Annotated in this window: 24 protein-coding genes; 12 read left to right on the top strand and 12 right to left on the bottom strand. The window is 59.0% G+C overall.

Annotation, left to right across the window (positions count from 1 at the left end; genetic code table 11):
* Positions 1-93 precede the first annotated feature (93 nt).
* The 3 genes from lon to clpP form a co-directional block, all read right to left on the bottom strand.
* A complete protein-coding gene (gene lon, locus GGD46_RS03200; protein ID WP_184701748.1) occupies positions 94-2,514 on the bottom strand; it encodes an endopeptidase La in 2,421 nt (806 codons plus the stop codon).
* Positions 2,515-2,936: 422 nt separating this feature from the next.
* Complete coding sequence (gene clpX, locus GGD46_RS03195; protein WP_015339478.1) at positions 2,937-4,214, bottom strand: ATP-dependent Clp protease ATP-binding subunit ClpX; 1,278 nt, start codon at positions 4,212-4,214, stop codon at positions 2,937-2,939.
* Positions 4,215-4,511: 297 nt separating this feature from the next.
* Positions 4,512-5,144, bottom strand: coding sequence for an ATP-dependent Clp endopeptidase proteolytic subunit ClpP (gene clpP, locus GGD46_RS03190; RefSeq protein ID WP_004122396.1), 633 nt, complete (start codon positions 5,142-5,144; stop codon positions 4,512-4,514).
* A 407-nt stretch (positions 5,145-5,551) separates the two neighbouring features.
* Here clpP and GGD46_RS03185 point away from each other — a divergent pair, with 407 nt between their 5' ends.
* On the top strand, positions 5,552-6,805 hold the full coding sequence (locus tag GGD46_RS03185; protein ID WP_184701746.1) for a GGDEF domain-containing protein: 1,254 nt from the start codon (positions 5,552-5,554) through the stop codon (positions 6,803-6,805).
* Between the two features lie 251 nt (positions 6,806-7,056).
* Here GGD46_RS03185 and pstB read toward each other — a convergent pair whose 3' ends face one another.
* From pstB to GGD46_RS03150, 7 genes are all read right to left on the bottom strand, one after another.
* Positions 7,057-7,890, bottom strand: coding sequence for a phosphate ABC transporter ATP-binding protein PstB (gene pstB / locus GGD46_RS03180; protein ID WP_184701744.1), 834 nt, complete (start codon positions 7,888-7,890; stop codon positions 7,057-7,059).
* Between the two features lie 29 nt (positions 7,891-7,919).
* Positions 7,920-8,771, bottom strand: coding sequence for a phosphate ABC transporter permease PstA (pstA, locus tag GGD46_RS03175; RefSeq protein ID WP_184701742.1), 852 nt, complete (start codon positions 8,769-8,771; stop codon positions 7,920-7,922).
* A gap of 10 nt (positions 8,772-8,781) precedes the next feature.
* On the bottom strand, positions 8,782-9,753 hold the full coding sequence (pstC, locus tag GGD46_RS03170; protein ID WP_184701740.1) for a phosphate ABC transporter permease subunit PstC: 972 nt from the start codon (positions 9,751-9,753) through the stop codon (positions 8,782-8,784).
* Between the two features lie 76 nt (positions 9,754-9,829).
* Positions 9,830-10,855 (bottom strand): phosphate ABC transporter substrate-binding protein PstS, encoded by a 1,026-nt coding sequence (gene pstS, locus GGD46_RS03165; RefSeq protein ID WP_184701737.1) that lies wholly within the window; start codon positions 10,853-10,855, stop codon positions 9,830-9,832.
* A 263-nt stretch (positions 10,856-11,118) separates the two neighbouring features.
* Positions 11,119-11,463 carry a cupin domain-containing protein gene (locus tag GGD46_RS03160; protein WP_184701735.1) on the bottom strand — a complete coding sequence of 115 codons (345 nt, stop codon included), beginning with the start codon at positions 11,461-11,463 and terminating at the stop codon, positions 11,119-11,121.
* A 142-nt stretch (positions 11,464-11,605) separates the two neighbouring features.
* Positions 11,606-12,889: an O-acetylhomoserine aminocarboxypropyltransferase gene (locus GGD46_RS03155; RefSeq protein WP_184701733.1), complete on the bottom strand. Its 1,284-nt coding sequence runs from the start codon at positions 12,887-12,889 to the stop codon at positions 11,606-11,608.
* A gap of 149 nt (positions 12,890-13,038) precedes the next feature.
* Entirely contained in the window at positions 13,039-13,467 is a 429-nt protein-coding gene (locus GGD46_RS03150) for a CoA-binding protein (protein ID WP_184701731.1), read from the bottom strand.
* Positions 13,468-13,579: 112 nt separating this feature from the next.
* On the opposite strand from GGD46_RS03150, the gene GGD46_RS03145 reads away from it, so the two are divergent.
* From GGD46_RS03145 to GGD46_RS03105, 9 genes are all read left to right on the top strand, one after another.
* Positions 13,580-13,906: a hypothetical protein gene (locus GGD46_RS03145; RefSeq protein ID WP_184701729.1), complete on the top strand. Its 327-nt coding sequence runs from the start codon at positions 13,580-13,582 to the stop codon at positions 13,904-13,906.
* Positions 13,907-14,748: 842 nt separating this feature from the next.
* Positions 14,749-15,585, top strand: coding sequence for an EamA family transporter (locus GGD46_RS03140; protein WP_184701727.1), 837 nt, complete (start codon positions 14,749-14,751; stop codon positions 15,583-15,585).
* 237 nt (positions 15,586-15,822) lie between these two features.
* Positions 15,823-16,287 carry a 50S ribosomal protein L13 gene (gene rplM / locus GGD46_RS03135; protein ID WP_004122374.1) on the top strand — a complete coding sequence of 155 codons (465 nt, stop codon included), beginning with the start codon at positions 15,823-15,825 and terminating at the stop codon, positions 16,285-16,287.
* A gap of 2 nt (positions 16,288-16,289) precedes the next feature.
* Positions 16,290-16,760: a 30S ribosomal protein S9 gene (rpsI, locus tag GGD46_RS03130; protein WP_184701725.1), complete on the top strand. Its 471-nt coding sequence runs from the start codon at positions 16,290-16,292 to the stop codon at positions 16,758-16,760.
* Positions 16,761-16,899: 139 nt separating this feature from the next.
* Positions 16,900-17,163: a hypothetical protein gene (locus GGD46_RS03125; RefSeq protein ID WP_184701723.1), complete on the top strand. Its 264-nt coding sequence runs from the start codon at positions 16,900-16,902 to the stop codon at positions 17,161-17,163.
* Between the two features lie 67 nt (positions 17,164-17,230).
* On the top strand, positions 17,231-17,608 hold the full coding sequence (locus tag GGD46_RS03120; RefSeq protein ID WP_184701721.1) for an antibiotic biosynthesis monooxygenase family protein: 378 nt from the start codon (positions 17,231-17,233) through the stop codon (positions 17,606-17,608).
* Positions 17,589-18,542 carry an agmatinase gene (gene speB, locus GGD46_RS03115; RefSeq protein WP_184701718.1) on the top strand — a complete coding sequence of 318 codons (954 nt, stop codon included), beginning with the start codon at positions 17,589-17,591 and terminating at the stop codon, positions 18,540-18,542. The genes GGD46_RS03120 and speB overlap by 20 nt, the downstream gene beginning before the upstream one ends.
* Positions 18,543-18,625: 83 nt before the next feature.
* Positions 18,626-19,558, top strand: coding sequence for an N-acetyl-gamma-glutamyl-phosphate reductase (argC, locus tag GGD46_RS03110; protein WP_184701716.1), 933 nt, complete (start codon positions 18,626-18,628; stop codon positions 19,556-19,558).
* Positions 19,559-19,986: 428 nt separating this feature from the next.
* Positions 19,987-21,339, top strand: coding sequence for a tlde1 domain-containing protein (locus tag GGD46_RS03105; RefSeq protein ID WP_246806186.1), 1,353 nt, complete (start codon positions 19,987-19,989; stop codon positions 21,337-21,339).
* Between the two features lie 28 nt (positions 21,340-21,367).
* On the opposite strand, the gene GGD46_RS03100 is transcribed toward GGD46_RS03105, so the two are convergent.
* Positions 21,368-22,471, bottom strand: a complete 1,104-nt coding sequence (locus GGD46_RS03100; protein ID WP_184701712.1) for a COX15/CtaA family protein — start codon at positions 22,469-22,471, stop codon at positions 21,368-21,370.
* 113 nt (positions 22,472-22,584) lie between these two features.
* Between GGD46_RS03100 and GGD46_RS03095 the strand changes: the two genes are divergently transcribed.
* Together GGD46_RS03095 and GGD46_RS03090 are read left to right on the top strand one after the other, a co-directional pair.
* Complete coding sequence (locus GGD46_RS03095) at positions 22,585-22,794, top strand: DUF2842 domain-containing protein (protein ID WP_184701710.1); 210 nt, start codon at positions 22,585-22,587, stop codon at positions 22,792-22,794.
* 135 nt (positions 22,795-22,929) lie between these two features.
* Positions 22,930-24,186, top strand: coding sequence for a GNAT family N-acetyltransferase (locus GGD46_RS03090; protein WP_184701708.1), 1,257 nt, complete (start codon positions 22,930-22,932; stop codon positions 24,184-24,186).
* Here the strand turns inward: GGD46_RS03090 and GGD46_RS03085 are convergent, their stop codons facing one another.
* On the bottom strand, positions 24,187-26,394 hold the full coding sequence (locus GGD46_RS03085) for a GumC family protein (RefSeq protein WP_184701706.1): 2,208 nt from the start codon (positions 26,392-26,394) through the stop codon (positions 24,187-24,189).
* Positions 26,395-26,512: the final 118 nt, after the last annotated feature.

The raw sequence follows: 26,512 nt of genomic DNA, 5'->3' as shown, positions 1-26,512 counted from the left end.
AGCGTTTCCGGACGCTTTTCACAAAAAAAGACCGGCAAAAATGCCGGTCTTTTCGCCATTTCTGGCAATTCGACAGAATTGAGGCGAAGAGCCTCAATGTGCGATCGACGCACCTAGGTCGTCGACACCTTCGACCGTTGCGATCACGGGCGTTTCGACGGTGCCATCCCATTCGATCGGCTCCGGCCGACGGACGAGCGCGTGCTTGATCACCTCGCCCATGCGCGAGACCGGAATGATCTCCATGCTGTTCTTCACGTTGTCCGGAATCTCCGCCAGATCCTTGGCGTTTTCTTCCGGGATCAGCACCTTCTTGATGCCGCCGCGCATTGCTGCGAGCAGCTTTTCCTTCAGGCCGCCGATCGGCAGCACGCGGCCGCGCAGCGTGATTTCACCCGTCATGGCGACATCCTTGGAAACCGGGATGCCGGTCATGATCGAAACGATCGCGGTTGCCATTGCGACACCGGCCGACGGACCATCCTTGGGCGTTGCGCCTTCCGGCAGATGCACGTGGATGTCGCTCTTGTCGAAGCGCGGCGGCTCGATGCCGAAATCGACGGCGCGCGAGCGGACGTAAGAAGCCGCTGCGGAGATCGATTCCTTCATGACTTCCTTCAGGTTGCCGGTAACCGTCATGCGGCCCTTGCCCGGCATCATCACGCCTTCGATCGTCAGCAGCACGCCGCCGACTTCAGTCCAGGCGAGACCGGTGACAACACCGACCTGATCTTCGCGTTCGGCTTCGCCATGGCGGTAGCGCGGCACGCCGAGATAGTCAGGAACGTTCTCGGCCGTCACGGTGACCGACTTGGTCTTGCCCTTGATGATCTCGGTGACCGCCTTGCGTGCGAGCTTCATCAATTCGCGCTCGAAGTTACGGACACCGGCTTCGCGGGTGTACTGCTCAATGACGACCATGAGAGCCTCGTCGCTGACCGAGAATTCGCTCGGCTGCAATGCATGCTCCTTGATGGCCTTCGGCAGCAGGTGCCGCTTGGCGATTTCGCGCTTTTCGTCTTCGGTATAGCCGGCGATACGGATGATCTCCATGCGGTCCATCAGCGGCGCAGGGATATTCAGCGTGTTCGCCGTCGTGATGAACATCACGTCCGACAGGTCGTATTCGACTTCCAGGTAGTGATCCATGAAGGTCGAGTTCTGGGCCGGATCCAGCACCTCAAGCAGAGCCGAAGACGGGTCGCCGCGATAGTCCATGCCGAGCTTGTCGATTTCGTCGAGCAGGAACAGCGGGTTGGACTTCTTGGCCTTCTTCATCGACTGGATGACCTTGCCGGGCATCGAGCCGATATAGGTGCGGCGGTGACCGCGGATTTCGGCTTCGTCGCGAACGCCGCCGAGCGCCATGCGGACATACTCACGGCCGGTCGCCTTGGCGATCGACTGGGCGAGCGAGGTCTTGCCGACACCCGGAGGGCCAACGAGGCACAGGATCGGACCCTTGATCTTGGTCGCACGGGCCTGGACGGCCAGATATTCGACGATGCGTTCCTTGACCTTATCAAGACCGAAATGATCGGCTTCAAGGATCTTCTCGGCATTGTTCAGGTCGGTCTTGATCTTCGACTTCTTCTGCCACGGGATACCCAGCAGCCAATCGAGATAGTTGCGAACGACCGTCGCTTCAGCCGACATCGGGCTCATCTGACGGAGCTTTTTCAGCTCGGCATCGGCCTTTTCCTTGGCTTCCTTCGACAGCTTGGTCTTGGAGATGCGCTCTTCCAGTTCGGCCATTTCGTCGCGGCCTTCGTCGCCGTCGCCGAGTTCCTTCTGGATCGCCTTCATCTGCTCATTCAGGTAGTATTCGCGCTGGGTCTTCTCCATCTGGCGCTTGACGCGCGAGCGGATGCGCTTTTCGACCTGCAAAACCGAAATCTCGCCTTCCATGAAGCCGAGCGCCTTTTCGAGGCGGCCCTTGACGCTGGTGGTTTCCAGCATTTCCTGCTTCTCGGTGATCTTGATCGACAGATGCGAAGCGACCGTGTCGGCGAGCTTGGAGTAATCGTCGATCTGGCTGGCGGCACCCACCACTTCCGGAGAGATCTTCTTGTTGAGCTTCACATAGCTCTCGAATTCGGAAACGACCGAGCGGCTCAACGCCTCCAGCTCGACCTGATCTTCTTCCGGCTCGTTCAAGGTATGACCGAGGGCCTCGTAGAAATCCTCGCGGGCGGTATATTCGTCGATCTCTGCGCGCGCACGGCCTTCGACCAGCACTTTGACGGTGCCGTCGGGCAGCTTCAGGAGCTGCAGGACATTGGCAACAGTGCCAACCTTGTGGATTGCATCCGGCGCGGGATCGTCATCGCTGGCATTGATCTGGGTGACGAGCATGATCTGCTTGTCGGAACCCATGACCTCTTCCAGCGCACGAATGGATTTCTCCCGTCCGACGAACAGCGGCACGATCATGTGGGGGAAGACCACGATGTCGCGCAACGGCAATACCGGATAGGCAATGCTCTCATGTGCCGCAGACGTTTTCTTAGTCATAGTATTTCCTTTCCGTCGTCCCGTTTCCGGGCTCTCTGCCGGCTGGGGAGGATTAGCCGGCTCTCTCACTTGGTAAACAAGTGGAGCTTCACATTACCTATTTCAAGTCATGCAAGACGCACTGTCTTTAGACAGCGGACCGCGGATTCACGAGGACGAACGCAACAACAAGAACACCAAAGCCCAGCAACTCGAACACGGCTGGCGGAGCTAAATCCGAAGATAAAACGCCGGGCTTGAGCCCTATCCGTCGGATACTCCAGAATCATGCCATCATGGCCGCAGCGGGAGATCTTAACAACCGGTTTCGACTGCGTTCCCATAAGCTTATCCAAGACTTTATCAGCAAACGGCGCGACTTTTCAAACGGAAAGGGGCCCGTCAGTGACGAGCCCCTCGATTCGTGATCGCTGATGCAGACATCAGGCCGTTGCGTTGGCCTTTTCTTCCTGCCGGTCGGCATAGATGTAGAGCGGACGGGCAGAGCCGCGAACCACTTCCTCGGAAATGACGACCTCGCGTACGCCTTCCAGCGCCGGCAGCTCGAACATGGTGTCGAGAAGGATCTTTTCCATGATCGAGCGCAGACCGCGGGCACCCGTCTTGCGGACGATCGCACGGCGGGCAATCTCGCGCAGTGCGTCCTCGTGGAAGGTCAGCTCGACGTCTTCCATCTCGAACAGGCGCTGATACTGCTTGACGAGCGCGTTCTTCGGCTCGGACAGGATCTGGATCAGCGCATCCGCATCCAGGTCTTCCAGCGTTGCCAGAACGGGCAGACGGCCGATGAATTCCGGGATGAGGCCGAACTTCACCAGATCTTCCGGCTCCAGCTCGCGCAGCACTTCGCCGACACGACGGTCGTCCGGTGCCTTGACCGTGGCGCCGAAGCCGATCGAGGTCTTTTCGCCGCGAGCCGAGATGATCTTGTCGAGGCCTGCGAAGGCGCCGCCGCAGATGAAGAGGATGTTGGTGGTATCCACCTGCAGGAATTCCTGCTGCGGATGCTTGCGGCCGCCCTGCGGGGGAACCGAAGCCACCGTGCCTTCCATGATCTTCAGAAGCGCCTGCTGCACGCCCTCGCCCGAGACGTCGCGCGTGATCGACGGATTGTCCGACTTGCGCGAAATCTTGTCGACTTCGTCGATGTAGACGATGCCGCGCTGCGCACGCTCGACATTGTAGTCAGCAGCCTGGAGCAGCTTCAGAATGATGTTTTCGACGTCTTCACCGACGTAACCGGCTTCGGTCAGCGTCGTGGCATCGGCCATCGTGAAGGGCACGTCGATGATGCGGGCGAGCGTCTGCGCGAGATAGGTCTTGCCGCAGCCGGTCGGGCCGACGAGCATGATGTTCGACTTCGCCAACTCGACATCGCCGTTCTTCGACGCGTGAGCGAGGCGCTTGTAATGGTTATGAACGGCAACGGACAGGATCTTCTTCGCCTGACGCTGGCCGATGACATATTCGTCAAGAACCTTGATGATATCCTGCGGTGTCGGAACTCCGTCACGCGACTTCACCATCGAGGATTTGTTTTCCTCGCGGATGATGTCCATGCATAGCTCAACGCACTCATCGCAGATGAAGACGGTCGGCCCGGCAATCAATTTGCGGACTTCATGCTGGCTCTTACCGCAGAACGAACAATAAAGCGTGTTCTTCGAGTCGCCGCCGTTGCTGCCGCTGACTTTGCTCATATCACTTTCCTTCCAGCACGCCGCCAATTCCAAAATTGGAATCGCGGTCCACTCAATGCGCCCGCCGGACCTGCCCCTCGTTTACTGGCAGATCGCGGCGCCCTTCGGGGTACTGAACGCAATTCCGGAAACCGGAATTGCGTGGCAACGATTCCCCTTCGAATGCCGAATGCCATGTCACAAAAACGCTACATGGCATTAATGCTTACTATTACCGCGTTCCGTTCCACATTAAACCCCTATTCGATCACAAATGGGATAGAACTGTGGCGTAGAAGTCACCGCCCCGTGGATAAGTTACGAGGCGCTTTCACCTTCTATTTCGGTACGCGAGGTCAGCACCTTGTCGATCAGACCCCATTCTTTGGCCTCGTCCGAGGACATGAAATGGTCACGATCGAGCGTCTGCTCGACCTCTTCATAGGTGCGACCGCAATGCTTGACGTAAACTTCGTTCAGGCGGCGCTTCATCTTGATGATATCGCGCGCATGACGTTCGATATCCGAAGCCTGGCCCTGGAAACCGCCCGAAGGCTGGTGAACCATGATACGCGAGTTCGGCGTAGCGAAACGCATGTCCTTGTCGCCGGCGGCGAGCAGCAGCGAGCCCATCGATGCGGCCTGGCCGATGCACAGCGTCGAAACGGCCGGCTTGATGAACTGCATCGTATCATAGATCGCCATGCCGGCGGTAACGACGCCGCCCGGCGAATTGATATAGAGCGCGATTTCCTTTTTCGGGTTTTCAGCCTCGAGGAAGAGAAGCTGGGCGCACACCAACGTCGCCATATGGTCCTCAACCGGTCCCGTGAGGAAAATGATGCGTTCCTTCAGCAGGCGGGAATAGATGTCGTAGGACCGTTCCCCACGGTTGGTCTGCTCAACAACCATCGGCACCAGAGCCATAGCTGTATCGACTGGATTTCTCATGTGCGTCCTTTACCAAGCTTGCCCCGGCGACGAAAACGCCGGGAATCGAGTAAAAATCCTTTACCCCTACATAGAGTGTCCCTGCCCTGCACTTCAAGACGCACGAAAGCATAACCTCAAAAAGCAGTAATGCCCCAAGAAGCGTTGACAAAGGATTTCTAAACGCGACTTTCGCAATGCCAATCGTGTAGGCGCGGCGTCTTGCACAACCCACCGGTTTTCCCGGCCGTAGAGTGAAGGAAACATAAAGGTCCGCTGCGATACGATGCCAACGTGAGACGCAGGTAAAATTTACCAAGTCATTTAAGGAACTTGCCACCTTATTCAGCAAGGATGGGCCCCGGCGGGAAAATAGCGCCTCCGGCGCCGCCGCTGCTGCCTTGGGGGAAAGGGAGAGAACACAGATCGTGCTGAACATGACTACAGGGCTAAGCATCTGGTGCTCGGAGGCCATCACCCTGGCAACCGTACTCCTCCTTGCCTGGCGTCACGATCGCCAGTCGCCCGCCTATCTGATGTGGGCGATGGGCTTTGCCGTCAGTGCCATCGGGTTTGCGATGGTGGCGGCTCGCGGCTTTGTTCCGGATATATTGTCCATCAAGATCGGCAATGCGATCGCCCTGATGGGTGAAAGCGCCTGGATCGCCGGGTTCCGGTGGATGGATAAGCGCAAACTCCAATGCTCGGCGCTGCTGCCGCCGGCGATTTGGCTGGTTGGCGTGAACCTGCCCTGGGTCACCGAAAACTTCGTCAATCGCGTCATCCTCTACGATCTTGCGGGCGCCGTCGGCGCCAGCCTGCTTGCCTTTGCCGTGCGTCCACGCGACGGAGGGCACGAGCCTGCGCGTGGCCAGCTTGGCGTTATCTTCATGACGCTGGCTTCCTTCTGCTTCATTTCGGCGCTTTGGATGTCGTTGCGGGCGCCTGCGCTGGAAGAGGCGCAAATCTATCGCGGCTACGCGGCACTCGGCTACGGGCTGCTCGTCATCGCCGCCATCGTTCTGAACGGAAAGCTGTTAATGGAACGCTCCGAGCGGCGCTGGCGGGCGATCTCCGTCACGGACGCGTTGACAGGCGTTCTCAACCGCCGCGGCCTCCAGGACAGCTACGAAATCCTGGCCGGAGACGAACAAAAGCCGCCGCAGAAACTTGCCGCCCTATTGTTCGATCTCGACCATTTCAAATCGATCAATGACCGCTACGGGCACCAGACCGGCGACGCCGTCCTCATCGAATTCGCCCGTATCGCTCGTCTATTCGTGCCGCGCAACGGCGCGTTCGGCCGCATGGGTGGCGAAGAGTTCGTCGCTTTCGTGCCGGTGGGCGATCAGGCGGAGGCCGAGGCGCTGGCCGAAACCATCCGTGCTGATTTCTGTCGCGCTCCACTACTCGTCGGTCGCTCCTTGGTGGCAGCAACCGTCAGCATCGGCGTGGCGATCATGCCGCGCGACAAGGTCAGCTGGGACCGGCTGGTGTCTTCGGCCGACCGTGCCCTTTACGCCGCAAAACATGCGGGGCGCAATTGCACCATCGTCTTCGGTGAGACGGAGACCGCCAAGGCTGAGGATGCGCCGCCGAAGACGGATATCGGCGAGTTGGTGCCGACGCTGGAAGACCAGATCCACGCTCTGCGACGTATGGGCACGCTCGCGAGAATGTGACCGGACGTTCTTAGGCACTTGGCCGGCTCACCCCTTGCGAGTGGTCGGAGCAAAGGCCCCGGCCCTCTTATGCCGCGGCCTGATCAAACGCCCCTTGTCGAGCCTATCGCCTTGCGAAGCCCCCTTTCGCTGGCTGCGGGGCAATGTGGCGGCGATTGGCAAGATCTGCCATGGTTGCTTCCGAACGCAAAATGGCGCGCCTGATCAGCGCGCCATCGCAAATGGTCGATTTTGGGAATACCCGAACCGTATCAGCCGTAACGACCGGTGATGTAATCTTCCGTGCGCTTCACCTTCGGCGCCTGGAAGATCTGTTCGGTCGCACCATACTCGATCAACTCGCCGAGATACATAAAGGCGGTGCTGTCGGAGATACGGCTGGCCTGCTGCATGTTGTGCGTCACGATGACGATCGTGAATTCGCCCTTCAGCTGCGACACCAGTTCCTCGACCTTGGCGGTCGAGATCGGATCGAGGGCCGACGTCGGCTCGTCGAGCAGCAGCACGGATGGCTTGACCGCGATGGCGCGGGCGATGCAGAGACGCTGTTGCTGACCACCGGAAAGGCCGAGACCGCTCTGGTGCAGCTTTTCCTTCACTTCGCTCCACAGCGCAGTTTCCGTCAGCGCCGCTTCGACGCGAACATCCATTTCCGCCTTCGAGATCTTCTCATAGAGACGGATGCCGAAAGCGACGTTCTCATAGATCGACATCGGGAACGGCGTCGGCTTCTGGAACACCATGCCGACCTTGGCGCGAAGATCGTTGAGATCGACGTCCTTGGTGAGAATGTTGCGGCCATCCAGCAGGATCTCGCCCGAAACCGTCTGGCCCGGATAAAGATCGTACATGCGGTTGAAGGTGCGCAGCAGCGTCGACTTACCGCAACCCGAAGGGCCGATGAAGGCGGTGACCGCATTCTTGCGGATGTTCATATTCACGCTCTTCAGAACGCGATGACCGTTCTGATAGGTGAAGTCGAGGTTCTTCACCTCAAGTTTCGCAAGGCCGAGATCCGACTGGGAAGCGGCGTCCTTCCCCGTCTGTGCGTTGACGCTCTGGAAATTGCTGTCGCTCATGTTCATGGTCTCATTCCTATCGTTCGACGGCTGCGTCACTGACGGCGCCCACTCAGGACACGGGCAAGGACATTGAGGGCAAGAATGGCAACGGTGATGATCAGCGCGCCGGCCCAAGCCAGTTGCTTCAGATCCTCGCCAGGATCGGCTGCAAGCGTGTTGATGGCAACCGGCAGCGTGGCGATTGGACCGGTCAGGCCCGCATTCATGAATTTGCTGTAGCCGGCGGTGAAGAGAAGCGGCGCGGTTTCGCCGCTGATACGGGCGACAGCCAGCAGAATGCCGGTGAGGATACCCGTCCAGGCAGAACGGTAGATCACCATCATCATGGACTTCCAGCGCGGCGCGCCAAGCGCGGCAGTCGCCTCACGAAGCGCATTTGGCACGAGCAACAGCATGTCCTGCGTCGTGCGGTTGACAACCGGAAGAGCGATCAGCGCCAGTGCCAGGATGCCGGCAATGGCGGAGTTGCCATGCATGGGCACGACGACGGCGCCGTAGACGAACACGCCGACGATGATCGAGGGTGCAGACAGCAAGATGTCGTTGAGGAACTTGGCTGCCTCGGCAATCTTGGAGCCGTTGGCATATTCCACCAGATAGGTTCCTGCGAGAATGCCGATCGGCGCGGCGATCAGGATGGCGCAGCCCGTGACCAGCACGGTGCCGTAGATTGCGTTGATCAAGCCACCGCGCGAGCCCTGAGCCGGGATCGACATGGTGAAGACGTCGAAGTTGAGCGCCGATACACCGCGGAAAACCAGGGTTACGAGGATGACGCTGAGAAAGAATATACCAAGGATGGCTGCGAGGAAGCATAGGGCCATCATCACCCGGTTCTTCCCATAGCGCCTCGACACCAGGTTCTGACGAATTGCATTTTCCATGGGTTTTTCCTCAGTGCGAGTCGCCGCGGCCGATCATCCACCTTGCCAGCGCAAGCACGCAGAAGGAAAGGACGAACAGGAGCAGGCCGAGCGCGATCAGGCTCGACAATTGCAGACCATCAGCATCGCCGAAATTGTTCGCGATCTGGGCGGAAATAGTGGTGGACGGCGAGATGATCGACGATTGCAGGCGGCTCACCGAGCCGACAACGAAGGTGACGGCCATGGTTTCGCCAAGCGCGCGGCCGAGGCCGAGCATGATGCCGCCGACGAGACCGCGACGTGTATAGGGGATCAGGATATGGCGAGCCACTTCCCACGTGGTCATGCCCATGCCGTAGGCGGATTCACGCAGCATCGGCGGCACGGTGCTGAACACGTCGCGGGAAATCGCGGTGATGAACGGCAGGATCATCACGGCCAGCACGAGACTTGCCGTCAACAGGCCGACACCTGGCGCCGGCGGCTGGAAGAGCAGGCCGATCACCGGCACTTGGCCGATCGTCATGATAAGGAAGGGCAGAATATAGTTCTGCATCAGCGGCACGAGAATGAACAGACCGACGATGCCGTAAATGATCGAGGGAACACCGGCCAGAAGTTCAATGGCCGTGCTGATCGGGCGGCGCAGGCTGCCAGGGCAAAGCTCAGTCAGGAATATGGCGATGCCGATACCCAGAGGAACGGCGATCAACATGGCGATGAGTGCACTTACCAGGGTACCGACCACGGCCGGCACGGCGCCATAGATTTCGGCGGGAGCACTCCACTTCGTCCCCCAGAGGAACGAAAAGCCGAAAGCCTGGAATGTCGGCACGGCATCGATGATGAGAACCACAAGGATTGCCAGCAGCAGAAGCACGACAAGGGCGGCCGAGCCGAGCGTCATGAAGTAGAAAATCCGATCTTGCATCCGGAATTTTCTGGTAGCGGCGGTGGTATCCAGTGCCTGGAAGCCAGCCGTCTGAGTCGCATCAGCCATCGATTTCCCCTTGTCCCGTCATGAAAGGCGGACAGGGCTATACCCTGTCCGCCGCAACTTTTTCATTCCGCACAAATTATTTCGTGCCGAAGTCCGTCTTCCACGACTTCTCGACGATCTCGGCAACATTCTCCGGGATAGCGAGGTAAGACAGCGCAGTCGCGTCCTTCTGGCCATGCTCATAGGACCACTTGAAGAACTTCAGAGCTTCTTCGTTCTTAGCAGCATCGGCCGGCTTCTTGTAGAGCAGAACCCAGGTCGAAGCAGCAATCGGCCAGCTCTTTTCGCCCGGCTGATTGGTGATGATCAGGTTGAAGTTCTTGGCCTTGGCCCAATCGGCGTTCGAGGCAGCAGCCTTGAAGGTGTCGAGGCTCGGCTCGATAACCTTGCCGGCAGCGTTCTTCATCTTCGCGAAACCGATGTGGTTGGCGACGACGTAGGAATACTCAACGTAGGAGATCGAACCAGCCGTCTGGTTGACGGTGGTGGAAACGCCTTCCGAACCCTTGGCGCCGAAGCCGACCGGCCATTCAACTGCCGTGTTCGAACCAACCTTTTCCTTCCACTCCGGCGAAACCTTCGCCAGGTAGTCGGTGAAGTTGAAGGTCGTGCCCGAGCTGTCAGCGCGATAAACGACGGAGATCGCCGTGGAAGGCAGCTTCACATCGGCGTTGAGAGCCTTGATGGCAGCATCGTCCCACTTGGTGATCTTGCCGAGAAAGATGTCGGACAGCGTCTTGCCGTCGAGAACGAGCTGGCCTGGCTTTACGCCTTCGATGTTGTAGGAAACAACGATGCCGCCGGAGATCATCGGGAACTGGGCAATGCCGTTCTTTTCGAGGTCAGCGTCGCTCATCGGCTTGTCCGAAGCGCCGAATACGATGGTCTTGTCGAGGAGCTGCTTGATGCCGGCGCCCGAGCCGACCGACTGGTAGTTGACGACATTGTTCGTCGCAGCCTTGTAGCCTTCGGCCCACTTGGACAGAACCGGTGCGATGAAGCTGGAGCCGGCGCCCGTGATGTCGGCAGCCGAGGCCGAAGCGGACATAGCCGCAATGAGGCCTGCAGTCAGGCAAAGCGAACGGAGTTTCAGGTTAAGCATAGTAGACTCACTTCCTCAAGTGAATGAAAGGATGGCGAGCAGAAGATCGGCGCGAGGCACACATAGTAGACGAGCCTCCTCACCTGAAATCTCCTGGCGACAGAGATGGCTCTAAAGACGCATTGTTTCAGTTTGATGACAATTTAATGAAGCCGCGGTGACACAACCTACGGCAATCATCACGACCAGCGCGAAACCGCGTGAAATGGGCTGCGTCAATCAGCGCACGGATCCGAACTTCATGTTTTGATTCAACGATCTCGTCACAGACGGATCACATAGTCCTTGCGAGTCGTTTCAATGACTTCCCAGGTTCCCTTGAAGCCCGGCTTCAGGATCAGACGATCGCTCGCCCGCAGGTGAAACACCTCACCGTCGTCGGCTGTCACAATTGAATAGCCGGAGAGGATGTGGAAGTACTCCCATTCGTCATAAACGATCCGCCATTTGCCTGGAGTTGCTTCCCAGATACCGGCATAGAGGCCACCATCGGCCTCGTCGAGGTTCCATGTTCGGAAGACCGGCGCTCCCGAAATGAGACGATCCGCTGCGGGCGCGCCCTCCTCGGGCTCAACGCCATCGACATTCAGCTGCACGTAGCTTGCCACTTTAGTCTCCCGCCGATCACGCTTGGCCAAGGCCAAAAAAAGTCCGCGATCGCCGTGTGGCGATCGCGGATCAAGACAAGCATGAAATGCGCTGCAGTCAAAGAGGTCGCCTGGCGTTTTCGACCTCGCGCCGCCGCAGTCCTCAGACTTTTGCCAGGGACTGTTGGAGATCAGCGATGATGTCCTTCACATCTTCAATACCGATCGACAGGCGCACGACATCGGGACCGGCACCGGCCGCGACCTTCTGCTCGTCGGTCAGCTGCTTGTGCGTGGTCGATGCGGGATGGATGACGAGCGAGCGGGTGTCGCCGATATTTGCCAGATGCGAAAAGAGCTCAAGCCCTTCGACCAGCCCCTTGCCGGCCTCATAGCCGCCCTTCAGCCCGAAGGTGAAGACGGAGCCGGCGCCCTTCGGCGAATAGCGCTGCTGCAATGCGTGGTTCGGGTCGTCCTCAAGCCCGGCATAATTGACCCAAGCCACCTTGTCCTGCGACTTCAGCCAGCGCGCGACGGCAATCGCATTGTCAGAATGGCGCTGCATGCGCAGCGGCAGCGTCTCGATGCCAGTCAGGATCATGAAAGCGTTGAACGGCGAGATCGCCGGACCGAGATCGCGCAGGCCGAGAACGCGGCAGGCGATCGCAAAGGCAAAATTGCCGAAGGTAGAATGCAGAACGACGCCGTTATATTCCGGCCGCGGTGCCGACAGCATCGGATAATTACCGGATGCGGACCAATCGAAGGTGCCGCCGTCGACGATGATGCCGCCCATGGAATTGCCGTGACCGCCGAGGAATTTCGTCAGCGAATGGACGACGATATCGGCGCCGTGCTCCAGAGGCCGAATGAGATAAGGGCTCGCCATCGTGTTGTCGACGATCAGCGGCAGGCCATGCTTGTGGGCAACGGCCGCGATCGCCGCGATGTCGACGAAGGTGCCGCCCGGATTGGCCAGGCTCTCGATGAATATGCCACGCGTACGCTCATCGATCTGCGCTTCAAAGCTGGCCGGATCCGCCGGATCGGCCCAGCGCACGCGCCAGTCGAAATTCTTGAAGGACTGGCCGAACTGATTGACAGTGCCGCCATAGAGCCGTCTGGCAGCAATGAAATTGTCGCCCGGGCGCATGATGGTGTGGAAGACGAGCAGCTGGGCGGCATGACCCGAAGCGACGGCAAGCGCCGCCGTGCCGCCTTCAAGGGCGGCCACGCGCTCCTCGAGCACGGCCTGTGTCGGGTTCATGATGCGCGTATATATATTGCCAAACTGCTGCAAGCCGAACAGCGCTGCGGCGTGATCCGCATCCTGGAAGACGAAAGACGTCGTCTGGTAGATCGGCGTCGCCCGTGCGCCTGTCGTGGGGTCGGGCTGCGCGCCCGCGTGAATTGCGAGCGTGTCGAAACCAGGATTGTTTGTTGGCATGATAATTCCTCCCGCCAGATTCTCTTTGCGATGGAAAGATCATAACGGGTGCGACACGAAAGTTAACCGCGAACTTTGCCGCGGGCTTCAACTCGCGGAAAAAACTTGCCATCTTTCAGCAAGATCGCGCGATAAACTGCCGTTTTGGATCAGGCGACAAGTCGCGGATATTCGATGGCCGGGCAGCGGTCCATCACGACCCTGACGCCTGCGGCTTCGGCTCTGGCCGCGGCGGCATCGTCCCGCACGCCGAGCTGTCCCCAGATCACCGGCGGCCGAGGATCGATCATGATGGTCTCTTCGACCACCGATCTCAGATATTCAGGCGCCCGGAAGACGTCGACCATATCGACCGGCTCGGGAATGTCTGCCAGGTGGGCATAGACCCATTGTCCGAGAATTTCCTTGCCGGCCTGCCCCGGGTTGACGGGGATGACACGATAGCCCTTATTCAGCAGGTAGGCCATCACGCCATTGCTCGGCCGTGCGGGGTTTGGCGATGCGCCAAGGAGCGCAATGGTTCTGACAGATAAAAGGATGTCGGCGATATAGGAATCGTCATAACTATCGTGGTTCATCACGAAGCCTCCCAAAGCGATCAAACTTGCGTTTTTACCGCAAATACCGAAACCGCAAGCGCGGCCTCAGCGTATATATTACATTATAACAATTTCAGGGAGGACTAACCCAATGAAAAAGATCGTTCTGCTGAGCCTGGCAATCATCTCGGCCTCCACCCCTGCCTTGGCGATTTCACGCTACAATTCCATGTCGATGACCTGCGCCGAAGCCAGGGCGACCATCAATCGCGAGCGGGCCGTTATCATGCGGTATCCGGCCAAACGGACTCCCAAGATGACGCTCTACGACCGCTATGTTGCCGACAGCCGCTCATGCGACGTTGGCTTCTACGCCGATCAGGACTATCTGCCGACGAAGGACCGCGCCTCCTGCCCCGTCTACATATGCCGGCCGGCAACCGATTTCGATGACGATACCCTGATCTTCCGGCGGTGATCGCGACGCGTAGGATCTGCGCTCATGAACAGGCACCCGGTCGACTACGACTGGTGATTGTTCCCGGCAAGGAGCGTGGCCATCCGAGCGACCATGCAAGCATTGTCATACACGTCGCTCAGACATGTTTTTCAAACGGCTTTCACCGCTTTTGCAGGTGATACCAGACATGTTCTTCTGAAATACGATCTTTGTTCTCCATTCATTCACTCAAATTTAGAGGAATCTAATTCAAAGATTATGCACAAAGAGAACAGCCGTAGGCTAAGAAGACACGCGGCAACACGATTTTTCCGATCGATTATTTTTGGTCATCTCGCAATTTTGCACTCAGCGAATCACCTCGAAATTCCGCTTTGTACTTGCGATCGGATTGCCCATTTGTTGGGCAGCCATGAATTCGACCAAAGAGGCGGCTTGTAATAGTTTACAGTATTTGAAATTTTTTCCACTATACTCAGGCGCCGCTCAATTTCAGCGGGAAGAAAATGCAGCGGGATCAACCAGAAAATTCTACATGATCGGATGACAACGTTGCAACAGCGCAGAGCGCAAATAACCTTGCGTTAAATAGTGCTAATTCTACCCAGGCGTTCACACGGCATGCGATGTTTGTTCGCGATTCATACCGCAATAATTTAGTCACTTATAATATATGCAACCAAAATCAAGAACATAAGAAGAACACCCTCATCGCCGGTCCGTAGCAAGGGCATAGGCGCAGGTACCGGGGCATAAACCGCCAATCCCGTTGCTTTTTGATGTATTGAGGGTCATATGTGAGCCTCACTCCCACAAAATACCAGGATTCTGCGTCTCTTCTCCTGATTTTCGAGGTTTTCGTGTCTCTCGACGTTATCGCCCTTGTCCTCTTTGGCGCGCTGTTGCACGCGACATGGAATGCGATCATCAAGGCCGGGACCGACAAGTCTCTGGACGCAGCATTGGTCTCTGCGGGAGGCGCTGTCGCCGCCTTGCCTCTATTATCGTTCCTCCCGCTACCTGCCTCAGCAGCCTGGCCATTCATCGGCGCTTCGGCAATTCTTCAATTTGCCTACTTCCAGCTTGTTGCGGCCGCCTACCGCGCCGGAGACATCGGCTTGGTCTATCCGCTGATGCGCGGCGTGGCGCCCCTGCTCATCGTCTCCACGAGCAGCTTCATCCTCAAGGAATCGCTTTCGGGAGCCGCCCTGATCGGCACCATGACGATCTGTGCCGGCATATTGACGCTGGCCTTCGAGGCACGGAAAGGCGGCCGGCGCGCGATCCTGCTCGCTCTTTCCAACGCCGTCGTCATCGCAACCTACACCTATGTCGACGGCATCGGCGCCCGGATTTCAGGCAATTCCATATCCTATACGCTATGGATGTCGCTGCTGCCGCCCGTCCTTCTGTTCGTATGGGCTGTCTCGCAGCGCGGCGCCAGTGCGGTCGCTGCCCATGTCCGCTACAACTGGTGGCGCGGACTGATCGGCGGCGGCGGCTCGATCGCCTCCTACGGTGTTGCCTTGTGGGCGATGACCAAGGCACCAGTCGCCATGGTCGCGGCTTTGCGGGAAACATCAATCCTCTTCGCGCTGGTCATTTCCGTCGTCGTTCTGAAGGAGCGCTCCAGCATCTGGCGCTACATTGCCGGCGCCATTATTGCCGCAGGGGTTCTCGTTTTAAGGCTGGGCTGACACTCAAAATGTGTGGTTTCAAAATACCACATATATAAGCCATTGTTTTATATAGATAATTTTTACGACCTCTCGGATCGACTATATTGACCCTGCGTCATATTCCCTCTATAAGCCGCCGCAGATCGCAGCCTTTCCGGGCTGCTTTCTTTTTGGCTCGCCTCGAGCGGACCAAACCAAGCAACAAGAAACGCCCTGAAGCCTTCGGGCCAAGGGTCTAAAAAGAGAGTATGCAACATGGCAACCTTCTCCCAGAAGCCTGCAGAGGTGGAGAAGAAGTGGGTTCTCATCGACGCCGAAGGGCTTGTCGTTGGCCGTCTCGCTTCTATCATCGCAATGCGTCTGCGTGGCAAGCATAAGGCTACCTTCACGCCGCACGTCGACGACGGCGACAACGTCATCGTCATCAATGCCGACAAGGTCGTCTTCACCGGCAAGAAGTACGAAGACAAGGTTTACTACTGGCACACCGGTTATGCCGGCGGCATCAAGGAGCGTACCGCTCGTCAGATCATCGAGGGCCGCTTCCCGGAGCGAGTCGTTGAGAAGGCTGTCGAACGCATGGTTCCGCGCGGCCCGCTCGGCCGTCGCCAGATGAAGAACCTGCGCGTCTACGCCGGCTCCAACCATCCCCATGAAGCCCAGCAGCCCGTCGTCCTCGACGTCGCCAAGCTGAACAAGAAGAACGTAAGGAGCGCCTGATAATGGCTGATCTCTCTTCCCTGAAGGATCTCGGCACGGTATCGGAAGCAGCTGCTGCTCCGGTTCACGTCCGCAAGGTCGATTCGCTCGGCCGCTCCTACGCGACCGGCAAGCGCAAGGACGCTGTCGCCCGCGTATGGGTCAAGGCCGGCTCCGGCAAGATCATCGTCAACGGCAAGGACTACACGGCTTATTTCGCCCGTCCGGTTCTGCAGATGATCCTGCGTCAGCCGATCGTCGCTGCTGCCCGTGACGGCCAGTTCGACATTGTTGCAACTGTTGCCGGCGGCGGTCTCTCCGGCCAGGCCGGTGCTGTTCGCCACGGTCTGTCCAAGGCCCTCACCTACTTCGAACCGGGCCTGCGCTCGGTCCTGAAGAAGGGTGGCTTCCTGACCCGCGACAGCCGCGTCGTCGAACGCAAGAAGTACGGCCGTGCAAAGGCACGTCGTTCGTTCCAGTTCTCCAAGCGTTAATCGCTTGCCCGAAATGGGATTTTGGAAAGGCCGGGGTTTCCCCGGCCTTTTTCTTTTGGCTATTACGATAAGATGTCGATCTGCCGGACAAGCCACACCATTTTGTGGCAGACTGGTGTTGCGCACATCGGGGATTGCAATGACCAAACTGGTGCTGACATTATTACTGACGCTTGCCAGCGTCTCGCCTGCTTTTTGCAACGATGCAACACAACCGCCACCTGCGGACAAGGCGGCGGATATGCAGAGCATGAAGGACTTTCTCCAGGCGAACCCCGATTGCCGCGAATTCACCGATAACTGCTCCGTCTGTCGTATGAAGGACGGTCAGGCCGTGTGTTCGACACCGCAGATCGCCTGTGTGAAAAAGCCGTATCAATGCACCGCCCGATCGGGCAAATAGGTGCCGGATTGGTTGGTTTGCGATTCCCCACCTGCTCCCGAAATTTGATGGCCTCCGGAGAAACACCATGGGCAAAAGTACTTCATCGCGTTTCGCGGCCACTCCCGAGCCGCCCTATTATATAGTCACATTCGCGTCGAGCCGCACCGAAGGCGACAACGGCTATGGTTCCATGGGCGACCGCATGGAAGAACTGGCAAGGGCGCAGGACGGCTTTCTTGGCATGGAAAGCGTAAGGGGTCCGGATGGTTTCGGTATCACCAACTCCTTTTGGCGAGATGAGCAGAGCATTCTTGCCTGGAAGAACGTCGTCTCGCATCTGGCGGCGCAGAGGCTCGGCCGCGAGCGCTGGTACGAGCAATATAAGGTTCGCATAGGTCGGGTAGAACGGGCCTATGATTTTCAGCTAAGCAAAGGAGATACCCTTGCCGAGCACGTCGATTGATCACGCGTTTACCGCCCCCGGACTGACTTCGTCCGCCAGCGATCCGACCTTTGCCGGCGCACTCTCCTTCATGCGCCGTCGCTTCACCAAGTCGCTTGATGGCGTCGATGCCGTCGTCTGGGGCATCCCCTTCGATGCCGCCACATCCAACCGGCCGGGAACGCGCTTCGGGCCGCAGGCGATCCGCCGTGCCTCGGCTATCTTCGACAACGATCCGCAATATCCCTTCAATCGCGACCTGTTCGCCGAGATGGCCGTCATCGACTATGGCGATTGCCTGCTGGACTACGGAAACCATCAGGATACACCCGCTGCGATCGAGCGGCAGGCAACGACGATCCTCGACAGCGGCGCATTCATGCTGACGCTCGGCGGCGATCATTTCATCACCTGGCCCCTGCTGAAAGCACATGCCGCCAAGCATGGCCCGCTGGCGCTCGTGCAGTTCGACGCCCATCAGGACACGTGGTTCGACGACGGCAAGCGCATCGACCACGGCTCCTTCGTCGCCCGCGCCGTCCGCGAAGGCCTGATCGACCCGGATCGCTCCATCCAGATCGGCATCCGCACGCATGCGCCAGACGATTTCGGCATCCATATTCTCTACGGCCATCAGGTTGGGGATATGAGCGCCGCCGACATCGCCTCGACGATCATCTCGCATACCAAGGGTGCGCCCGCCTATCTCACCTTCGACATCGACTGCCTGGATCCTGCCTATGCGCCAGGCACCGGAACCCCGGTTGCCGGCGGACCTTCCAGCGCGAAGATCCTCTCGGCGCTGCAGCGGCTGCATCAGCTCGACATCCGCGGCGCCGATGTCGTCGAAGTCTCCCCGGCCTATGACCACGCCGATATCACCGCCATTGCGGGGGCAACGGTGGCGATGTATATGCTCGGTCTGCATGCCGAAAGGCGTGCGGCCGGACGCTGAGTCCGGCTGTTATCTTATTGAATCAACTTCATGGCAAACTGATCCCGGAAACACTCTGAACCTATTGAAAGAGCAGGAATAACATGGCACCGAAGATCTTCATCGATGGCGAACACGGAACCACGGGCTTGCAGATCCGCACGCGCATGGCCGACCGCCGCGACGTCGAGCTTCTGTCCATTCCGGAAGCCGAGCGCCGCAATGCCGCCATGCGCGAGGATATGCTGAACAGCGCCGACATCGCCATTCTCTGCCTTCCTGACGATGCATCGAAGGAAGCGGTGAAAATGGTGGCGAGCAACAATAATGTTCGCGTCATCGACACCTCGACGGCTTTCCGCATCCATCCTGATTGGGCCTATGGCTTTGCCGAGATGGACGGCGATCAGGGCAGGAAGATCAAGACAGCGCGCTTCGTTGCCAATCCCGGCTGCTATCCGACCGGCGCTATCGGCCTCATCCGGCCGCTGCGTGCTGCCGGCATCCTTCCGGCTGGCCACCCCGTGACCGTCAATGCCGTGTCCGGTTATACGGGCGGCGGCAAGCAGATGATCGCCCAGATGGAGAATGCCGATCACCCGGACGCCATCAGCGCGCCGCATTTCCTCTACGGTCTGACGCTGACCCACAAGCATGTGCCCGAGATGACGACGCATGGCCTGCTCGATCGGGCGCCGATCTTCTCGCCGTCCGTCGGCCGGTTCCCACAGGGCATGATCGTGCAGGTGCCGCTACACCTCGGCGATCTGGCAGAAGGCGCGACGCTGGAGAGCATCCACGCAGCGCTCGCCGACCATTATGCCGGCCAGGATATCGTTCAGGTCGTGTCCCTTGAGGAGAGCCGCGCGCTATCTCGGATCGACGCTGTCGAGCTGGCGGGCAAGGACACGATGAAGCTTTTCGTCTTCGGTACGCCGGGCGCTGCCCAGGTCAATCTGGTCGCCCTGCTCGACAATCTCGGCAAAGGCGCCTCGGGTGCGGCCGTCCAGAATATGGATCTGATGCTGAGCGCCTGAGGCGCAAGACATACACTAACAGTTTGCGAGCCCGGTCGATCTTCCCCTGAAGGATTGGATTGGCCGGGCTTTTTGTCGAGCTAACGTCTGTCGCCAATTTAGGCACGTGTGCCTTTCCGGCCACAATTTTGCCTTCCAGCTAAATTAGCAGCCACTACACGAAGAATTGATCCCCCGTGATGCGGCGCGACCTATTGTCGGCCGGATTCGCCGTTTAACGGCTTCACGGGCCAGGGTGAATTGAGCGTCAAACGTATCTCTTTTTTCAATGAATATCCAAGAATGAGCCAGCGTAAAGGAATTGGTTACCATAATTCGGCATGCTTCCAGACAGTCGGCAATGTGGTGGTCAGACGCGAACTCCGCGTCGAGGCGCGTGTGTATCTGTGAGCCGGCATAGTGTCTGTGTAGTTTGGATAACGAGTATCATGGCGTTTGTCACCGAAGGCTTCGGTAACTTCAATTCGCGCACTGGCTACGCCCCGCGACTGAAAAAATCTCTCAGTATCCGTCCCGGCACATTGGCCACCGGCGTCGCCGTTGTGGCTTTCGCCTGGGTCGCCGCGACGCTGGTCACCACCCAATCGATGATGTTGTCGCTCCCTCGCGCGGCAACAACGACAAACGATTTCCTGACACCACGAGCGTCGGCGTTCATCGTATCCCAGAGCCCGATAGCCCGCCCTGCCCGTCTTTCCAGCCAGGTTGCCTCGCTGAACGGACAAGGCCGCTTCGCCGGTGTGCCCGCAACGGCTCCTGCAACCGGGTCGACCTCTGCCACCGCGGGGACTAATGTTCAGACGAATGCTGGCAGTAAGGACGCCATTCGTTCGCAACTGGCCTATGCTTTGACGCAGCAGGCATCCCAGATCAAGCTGGAGCAAAGTGCGGCCGCAAGCATCAAGAGCGGCCGCATCGAAATGGCAGCCGCATCGCCCGAAACGCTCGACCGGCTGCGTAAGGTGATTGCCGTCAACTTTGCCGCCGCGGTGCAGTCGCTGGCGCAGGTGAAATATGCAGCCGCCTCGATCCCCTCAGCAAGCCCCGCAAAGGAGGCCGTTCAGCCGATCGCCGTTGCTTCGGCAGCGCCTGCAGCCCTGCCGGCCATTGCGGAAGCGACGCCGCTACCGGCCAGGGATGCTGACATCGCCATGACGCAAACCGTGCTGACCGTTGTGCCGATGGCCCGCCCTGCCCGCGACGAGGATGTACGGCGGCCCAACACTCCAGCGACGGCCGCCATTGCTAAGGCAACAGTCAAGGATACCCCGGCCCAGCCGCCGGCGCGGCTTCTGGCCTATGCCGATCCGGACGACAGCTCTGTGCGCAAGGCAAAGCCCTTCATCAATCCCTTTGCCGCCATCAGCCCGGGAAGCGGTACCGCGATCTACGATATCGAAGCGAAGACGGTCTACCTTCCCAGCGGCGAACGCCTCGAGGCGCATTCCGGCCTTGGTCACATGCGCGACAATCCCCGCTATGTCGACCGCAAGAACACCGGTCCGACGCCGCCTGAGACTTATAAGCTGACCTACAGGGAAAGCCTGTTCCATGGCGTGCGGGCGCTGCGCCTGACGCCCACAGGCGGCGGTCGCGTCTATGGCCGCGATGGCTTGCTGGCTCACACCTACATGCTCAGGGGCGGCCGTGCAGAATCGAATGGCTGCGTGGTCTTCAAAGACTACAATCGCTTCCTCGCCGCCTTCAAGCGCGGTGAAATCAAGCACTTGAAGGTCGTGTCGCGGATGTCGTCGGCGGCAAGTGTCGCCTCGGCACGCTGACAAGGGTTGAATTGAGGCGCTGTGCGCCTCAATCTCCCACGACAATCGAGGTCTGGCGCGGCAGCTCGCCATAGAAGCCCCGCCAGTTGGCAATTGCAAAGCCGAAGACGATCAGGGCGCCCGCCTGATGCGCAAGCGCCAGGTGCAGCGGCACCTGCAGCAGCAGCGTGGTAATGCCGAGAATCGCCTGAATGAGAACCAGCACGAACAGCACGACCGAACGGCGGGCATGCGTCGTCTGCGGCGCAGCCCGCAACGACATGATCATGTTGACGACCACGACTGCGAAGAGCGCATAAGCGCCGAGGCGATGGACGAACTGCACCATTTTCGGATTCTCGAAGAAATTGATCCAGCCCGGCGACTGCACGAGCAAGCCATCCGGAACGATGGTGCCGTCCATCAGCGGCCAGGTATTGTAGCTCATGCCGGCATGGAGACCGGCGACGAGCGCGCCTAGATAGATCTGGAACAGAGACATGATGGCGATGAGGCCGGCCAGTTTTGCCGAATAACGGGTCGGCGCCGGCTCGTTCGAATGCGGAGACAGCGCCCGCATGAACCACATGCAGGCAGCAAAAATCAGACAAGCCATGACGAGATGAATCGCAAGGCGATACTGGCTGACATTGGTGCGTGCCTCCAGACCCGAGTAGACCATCCACCAACCGATTGCGCCCTGCAGCCCGCCAAGGAGAAAAATGCCGCCCAGCGGCAGCCACAGCCTGCGTTCGACGCGGCCGGTCAGCACGAAGAACAGCAGCGGCACGCCGAAGATGACGCCGATGCCGCGTGCAAGCACCCGATGCGCCCATTCCCACCAGAAGATTCCCTTGAATTCGTCGACCGTCATATCCTTGTTGAGGATCTGAAACTGCGGGATACGCTTGTAGAGATCGAACTCGTCCTGCCATTCCTGCGCGTTCAGCGGCGGGATGATGCCATGGATCGGCCGCCATTCCGTGATGGACAGGCCGGATTCAGTGAGCCGCGTCGCGCCCCCCACCAGCACGAGCCCGAAGAGAGCCAGCAGCACACAGGCAAGCCAGAGGCGGATGGCCCGGCGATTGCGGCCCTGGCGGACGACTTCCTTCATGATAGCCTGTTCCGAGGTGAAATTAGTGGCAGCCATGGCATCTCCCTTCCATCAGGCTGTTGATTTGCCCGATAGGGGCGTGCAAAACAAGTCCCGGGAGTTTGCGGCATGCCGTCGCGGCATATCGCCTTGAGAGGAGAAACCAACCCGTGCCCCTTCGCCTGCGCAAATTCATCGGCATGATCCTGCTTGTGTTGCTGGTTGCAATCTATGCGATCGTCGCCATGATCGTTGCAGTCCGCACGCTCGGAGATCAACCAGCCTGGGTTCATTTCCTCTACTTCCTCTTCAGCGGCACCATCTGGGTGCTGCCCGCTATGGGCATCATCAAATGGATGGCTGGACCGCGGCCGCAATGACGGATGCATACCCGCCGTTTACGCAATGCTAACCCTGATCCACGGGATGTGCGGGCAGATCGTGCCATCTTAAGCCAAAGATAAACCGCTATCCGCGAAACTGCGTTCGAATACCGCCAATGCGGAAAGGATCGAATGCAGACGCAGGAGCAAGATATCGCCGGCATCGCCGTTGCTCGGACAGCAACTGGGCAGGCTGCGGCTGTCCTTAGGCGGTCGGCGCTGCATGACGATCTCAAAATCGAAATCTTCGACAGCATGGCGCCGCTCGAGGCGGAATGGCGCGCGTTGGAGCGAGACAATCTTGCGTCTCTGCATCAGAGCTATGACTGGTGCCTGCCTTGGACTGAAACATTCCGCCGCCCTCTCGCGATCATTCGTGGCTCCATTGGCGGCCGGACCGCTTTCATCCTGCCGCTGGAGATCATTCGTAATCGTGGCGTTCGGCGGGCGGAATTCATCGGTGCACAGCACAGCAACATCAATACAGGGCTGTTCTCTACAGAGTTCCTGTCAAATGGCGATCTGACTCCGGCACAAACGGCAGCCACGGTCGCGGCTTTGCGCGGCAAGGCGGATCTTGCCATCCTGCGCAATGTCCCGCTCGAATGGCGCGGCCGCAAAAGCCCACTCGGCTCCCTGCCCGCAGTCGAAAACCAGAATCGCGCCTTCCAGTTGCCGTTCCTGGAGAGCTTCGAAACCAGCCTGAAGCAGGTCAACGCCAAGCGGCGGCGCAAGAAGTTCAAGCACCAGAGCCGGATCCTCGACGCTAAGGGCGGCTATGAACATGTGATTGCTACGCCGGATCAGCAGCATGCCCTGCTGGATCTGTTCTTTCGGCAGAAGGCCACTCGGTTCAAGGAAGCGGGCTTACCCGATGTTTTCGCCGATGCCCCGACCCAAGCGACGCTGCACAAGCTGTTGCGCCGACAGGAGAGCGCCAGTCTCGACGCCACGTTGCAGATGCATGCGCTGCGGCTCACAGGCGAGCATGAGGGGCATGTGCCGGCCATCGCGGCTCTTTCGCGCAAGGGCGATCACGTCATCTGCCAATTCGCCTCGATCGACGAAACGCTGGTGCCCGAAGCAAGCCCCGGTGAGCTGCTGTTCTGGCTGATGATAGAGCGGCTGCATAAGGAAGGCGTCGCGCTCTTCGACTTCGGTATCGGAGATCAGCTCTACAAACGGTCCTGGTGTCCCGTGGAAACTACGCAGCACGACCTGCTGCTGCCCATTTCCGCCGTCGGCCATGTCGCGGCAACGATACAGCGCGGCATCACGCACGCAAAGACGGCCGTCAAGAGCAACCGAGCGGTCTATGCCCTCATTCAGAGACTGCGATCGCGGCACGGCACCGCGACGGCAGGGGCAGACACGACTGAGAAAGATTGATCAGGCGGCGTCGCGGCGCGTATCCGGATCATGCTCCTCACGCCATCCCGACATCAGGATAATGTGTTCGTAGCCGGCCTTCTGGAATTCGGTCATCGCCGAAAGGAATTGCTTTTCGTCGGGCTGCGGCATGGAGAGAATGATTTCCGTATCCTTGCTCCGCGTCAGCCGCGCCACGCCGGAAACTTCGGCCGCGCCGCATTCCACCAGAACAATATCGTAGGCCGAACCGAGCGCATCGAGGATGAGCGACAGGCGATCCGCTCCGCGCATTGCGCGGCCGAGATCACTCATGCCTTGCGGTACGAGATGAGCGTCGGAAAGCCGATCCGGATGGATCGTGTCCGCAAAGGCTGCCTCCCCGCAAAGCAGGTCGGTGACACCGGGAAGTTCACCGTGCTCTGCCATGAGTTTGGAAGGGCAGCCGGTTCCCGTCATGTCGACCAGCACGATGCGGTGTCCCGCATCAGCAACCGTTCGTGCCAGCATAACCGAGGCGGTAGAACCATCGTCACCGGTCGGCGATATGGCAATTGCCAGCCTTGAGCCGCTATCGATCAAATAGTCGGCAACGGATTGGATGGAAAAATCCTCTTCGTCTTCTTTGGCCGACACCGTTTCCTTCGGCTTATGAGCCGCATCGGCGATGTCCTCTTCCGTCTTTCCGGCCAAGATATCGTCTGCGGGCACCGACAGCATGCTTGCCGGCGCCCCAGCACGCTTCATCGTAACAATCTCTGCAACATCATCAGCCTGAGGAGGCTGCGAGGCATTGGCCGCGGCTTTCCGCTCGCGGTTAACCGGTCCGACGGGACGCAATGCACGACCGCTGAACAGTTCAGCCAGCATGATGACGATACAGGTCAAAAGGAAGGTTGCGAGCGTGGATACGACAACGATCGGGACAACCTTCGGGAAAGCGGGGTCGACCGGCTCCACCGCCGACGAGACGACACGGGCATCGGCCGGGCTCGAATTCTTGTCAACGCGGGAAGCAGCCTCGCGGTAACGAGCGAGATAGGTCTCCAGCAATTGCCGCTGGGCTGCGGCTTCGCGCTCCAGCGCGTTGAGGCCAACCTCATCCTCCCCTGCCTTGGCGCTTGCGGCCTTGAGCGTATTCGACTGCGCCACCAATTGTTGCTCACGCAGTTGCGCAAGCTTGGCTTCATTGTCGATACTGGCGAGGATCCTCTGTGTTTCCCGGCTGATTTGCTGGCGGCTATCGGCGAGCTGCGCCCGCAGGCTCTTCAGGCGCGGATGGCCATCCATGAGCGTCGTGGAGAGATCCGATATCTGCGATTCCAGGGTGGACTCCGTCGCCTTCAACCGCTGAATGGCCTGGGATCCGGAAACGTCGGAAAGCGTATCAATGGAGCGACCGCTCGAGAGCGCATTGCGCACAGCCTGGGCGCGTGCTTCGGCATTGGCCTTGTCGGCCCTCACCTGCGCGAGCTGCGTGATAATATCGGAGAGCTGCTGGGTGGCGAAGTTGCTGTTCTGACTGGTCTGCAGAAGTCCGTTGGCAGATCGGTAATCCGCGACATTCTTTTCAGCTTCGCTGACCCTCTCGCGCAGCTTGGTGATCTCCGGTTCCAGCCAGCGGGTTGCCTCACTGTTGGAATCGAGCTTGGCGCCACTCTGCATCGACAGGTAAACCTGTGCGATCGCATTCGGAACGTTGGCTGCAAGAAGAGGATCGCGAGAGCTGAAGCTTATGCCGATCACCCGCGACGAGTTGATCTGGTAGACTTGCAACCGCCCGGTGAACGCATCCAACATCCGTTCTTCCGGCGCCTTATCGGCAGGCGGGCGCTTCAGGTGCAGCTTGATGAGAATATCGGAGAGCGCTGAACTTTTGCTGGCCGTATCGAATTCCGGGCTCTGGTAGAGCTTGAGATTGGCGATAACCTGCTTGATCAAGTCGGCCGACTGAAGGATCTGAACCTGGCTGGCAATATTCAGTTCGTCCAGAAGCGGTGCAGAGCCAGCGTCGTTGCTGGTCGTGGTTGCGAAGGCCGGCGCGCGCGCCTCGATCAGAATGCGAGTTTCGCTGCGATACTCCGGAGAAACGACCTTGGCAATGACGAGCGCCAGACAGGCACCCGCAAGGGTGATGGCAACCACCCGCAGCCGCCGTCGCCAGACGGCGCGAAAAAGCTGCGCAAGATCGATGTCTACATCCTGCTGGGTGTTGTTGACACCGGACATATACAAAAACTCCGTAATAGAAAGCCGGAGATAAACGTAAACGACTATGGTAACCCAAGCGTTAATAGTATTTCACCGGTGTTATTTTTGGCATCGCTAATTTTTTGCTGGTTTTTCT

Origin of the sequence: Martinezella lusitana, from assembly GCF_014207095.1 — a bacterium.
Lineage (GTDB): Bacteria > Pseudomonadota > Alphaproteobacteria > Rhizobiales > Rhizobiaceae > Rhizobium > Rhizobium lusitanum_B.
The sequence above is the reverse complement of the archived record's forward strand: the minus strand, read 5'-3'. Positions and strand labels throughout refer to the sequence as shown.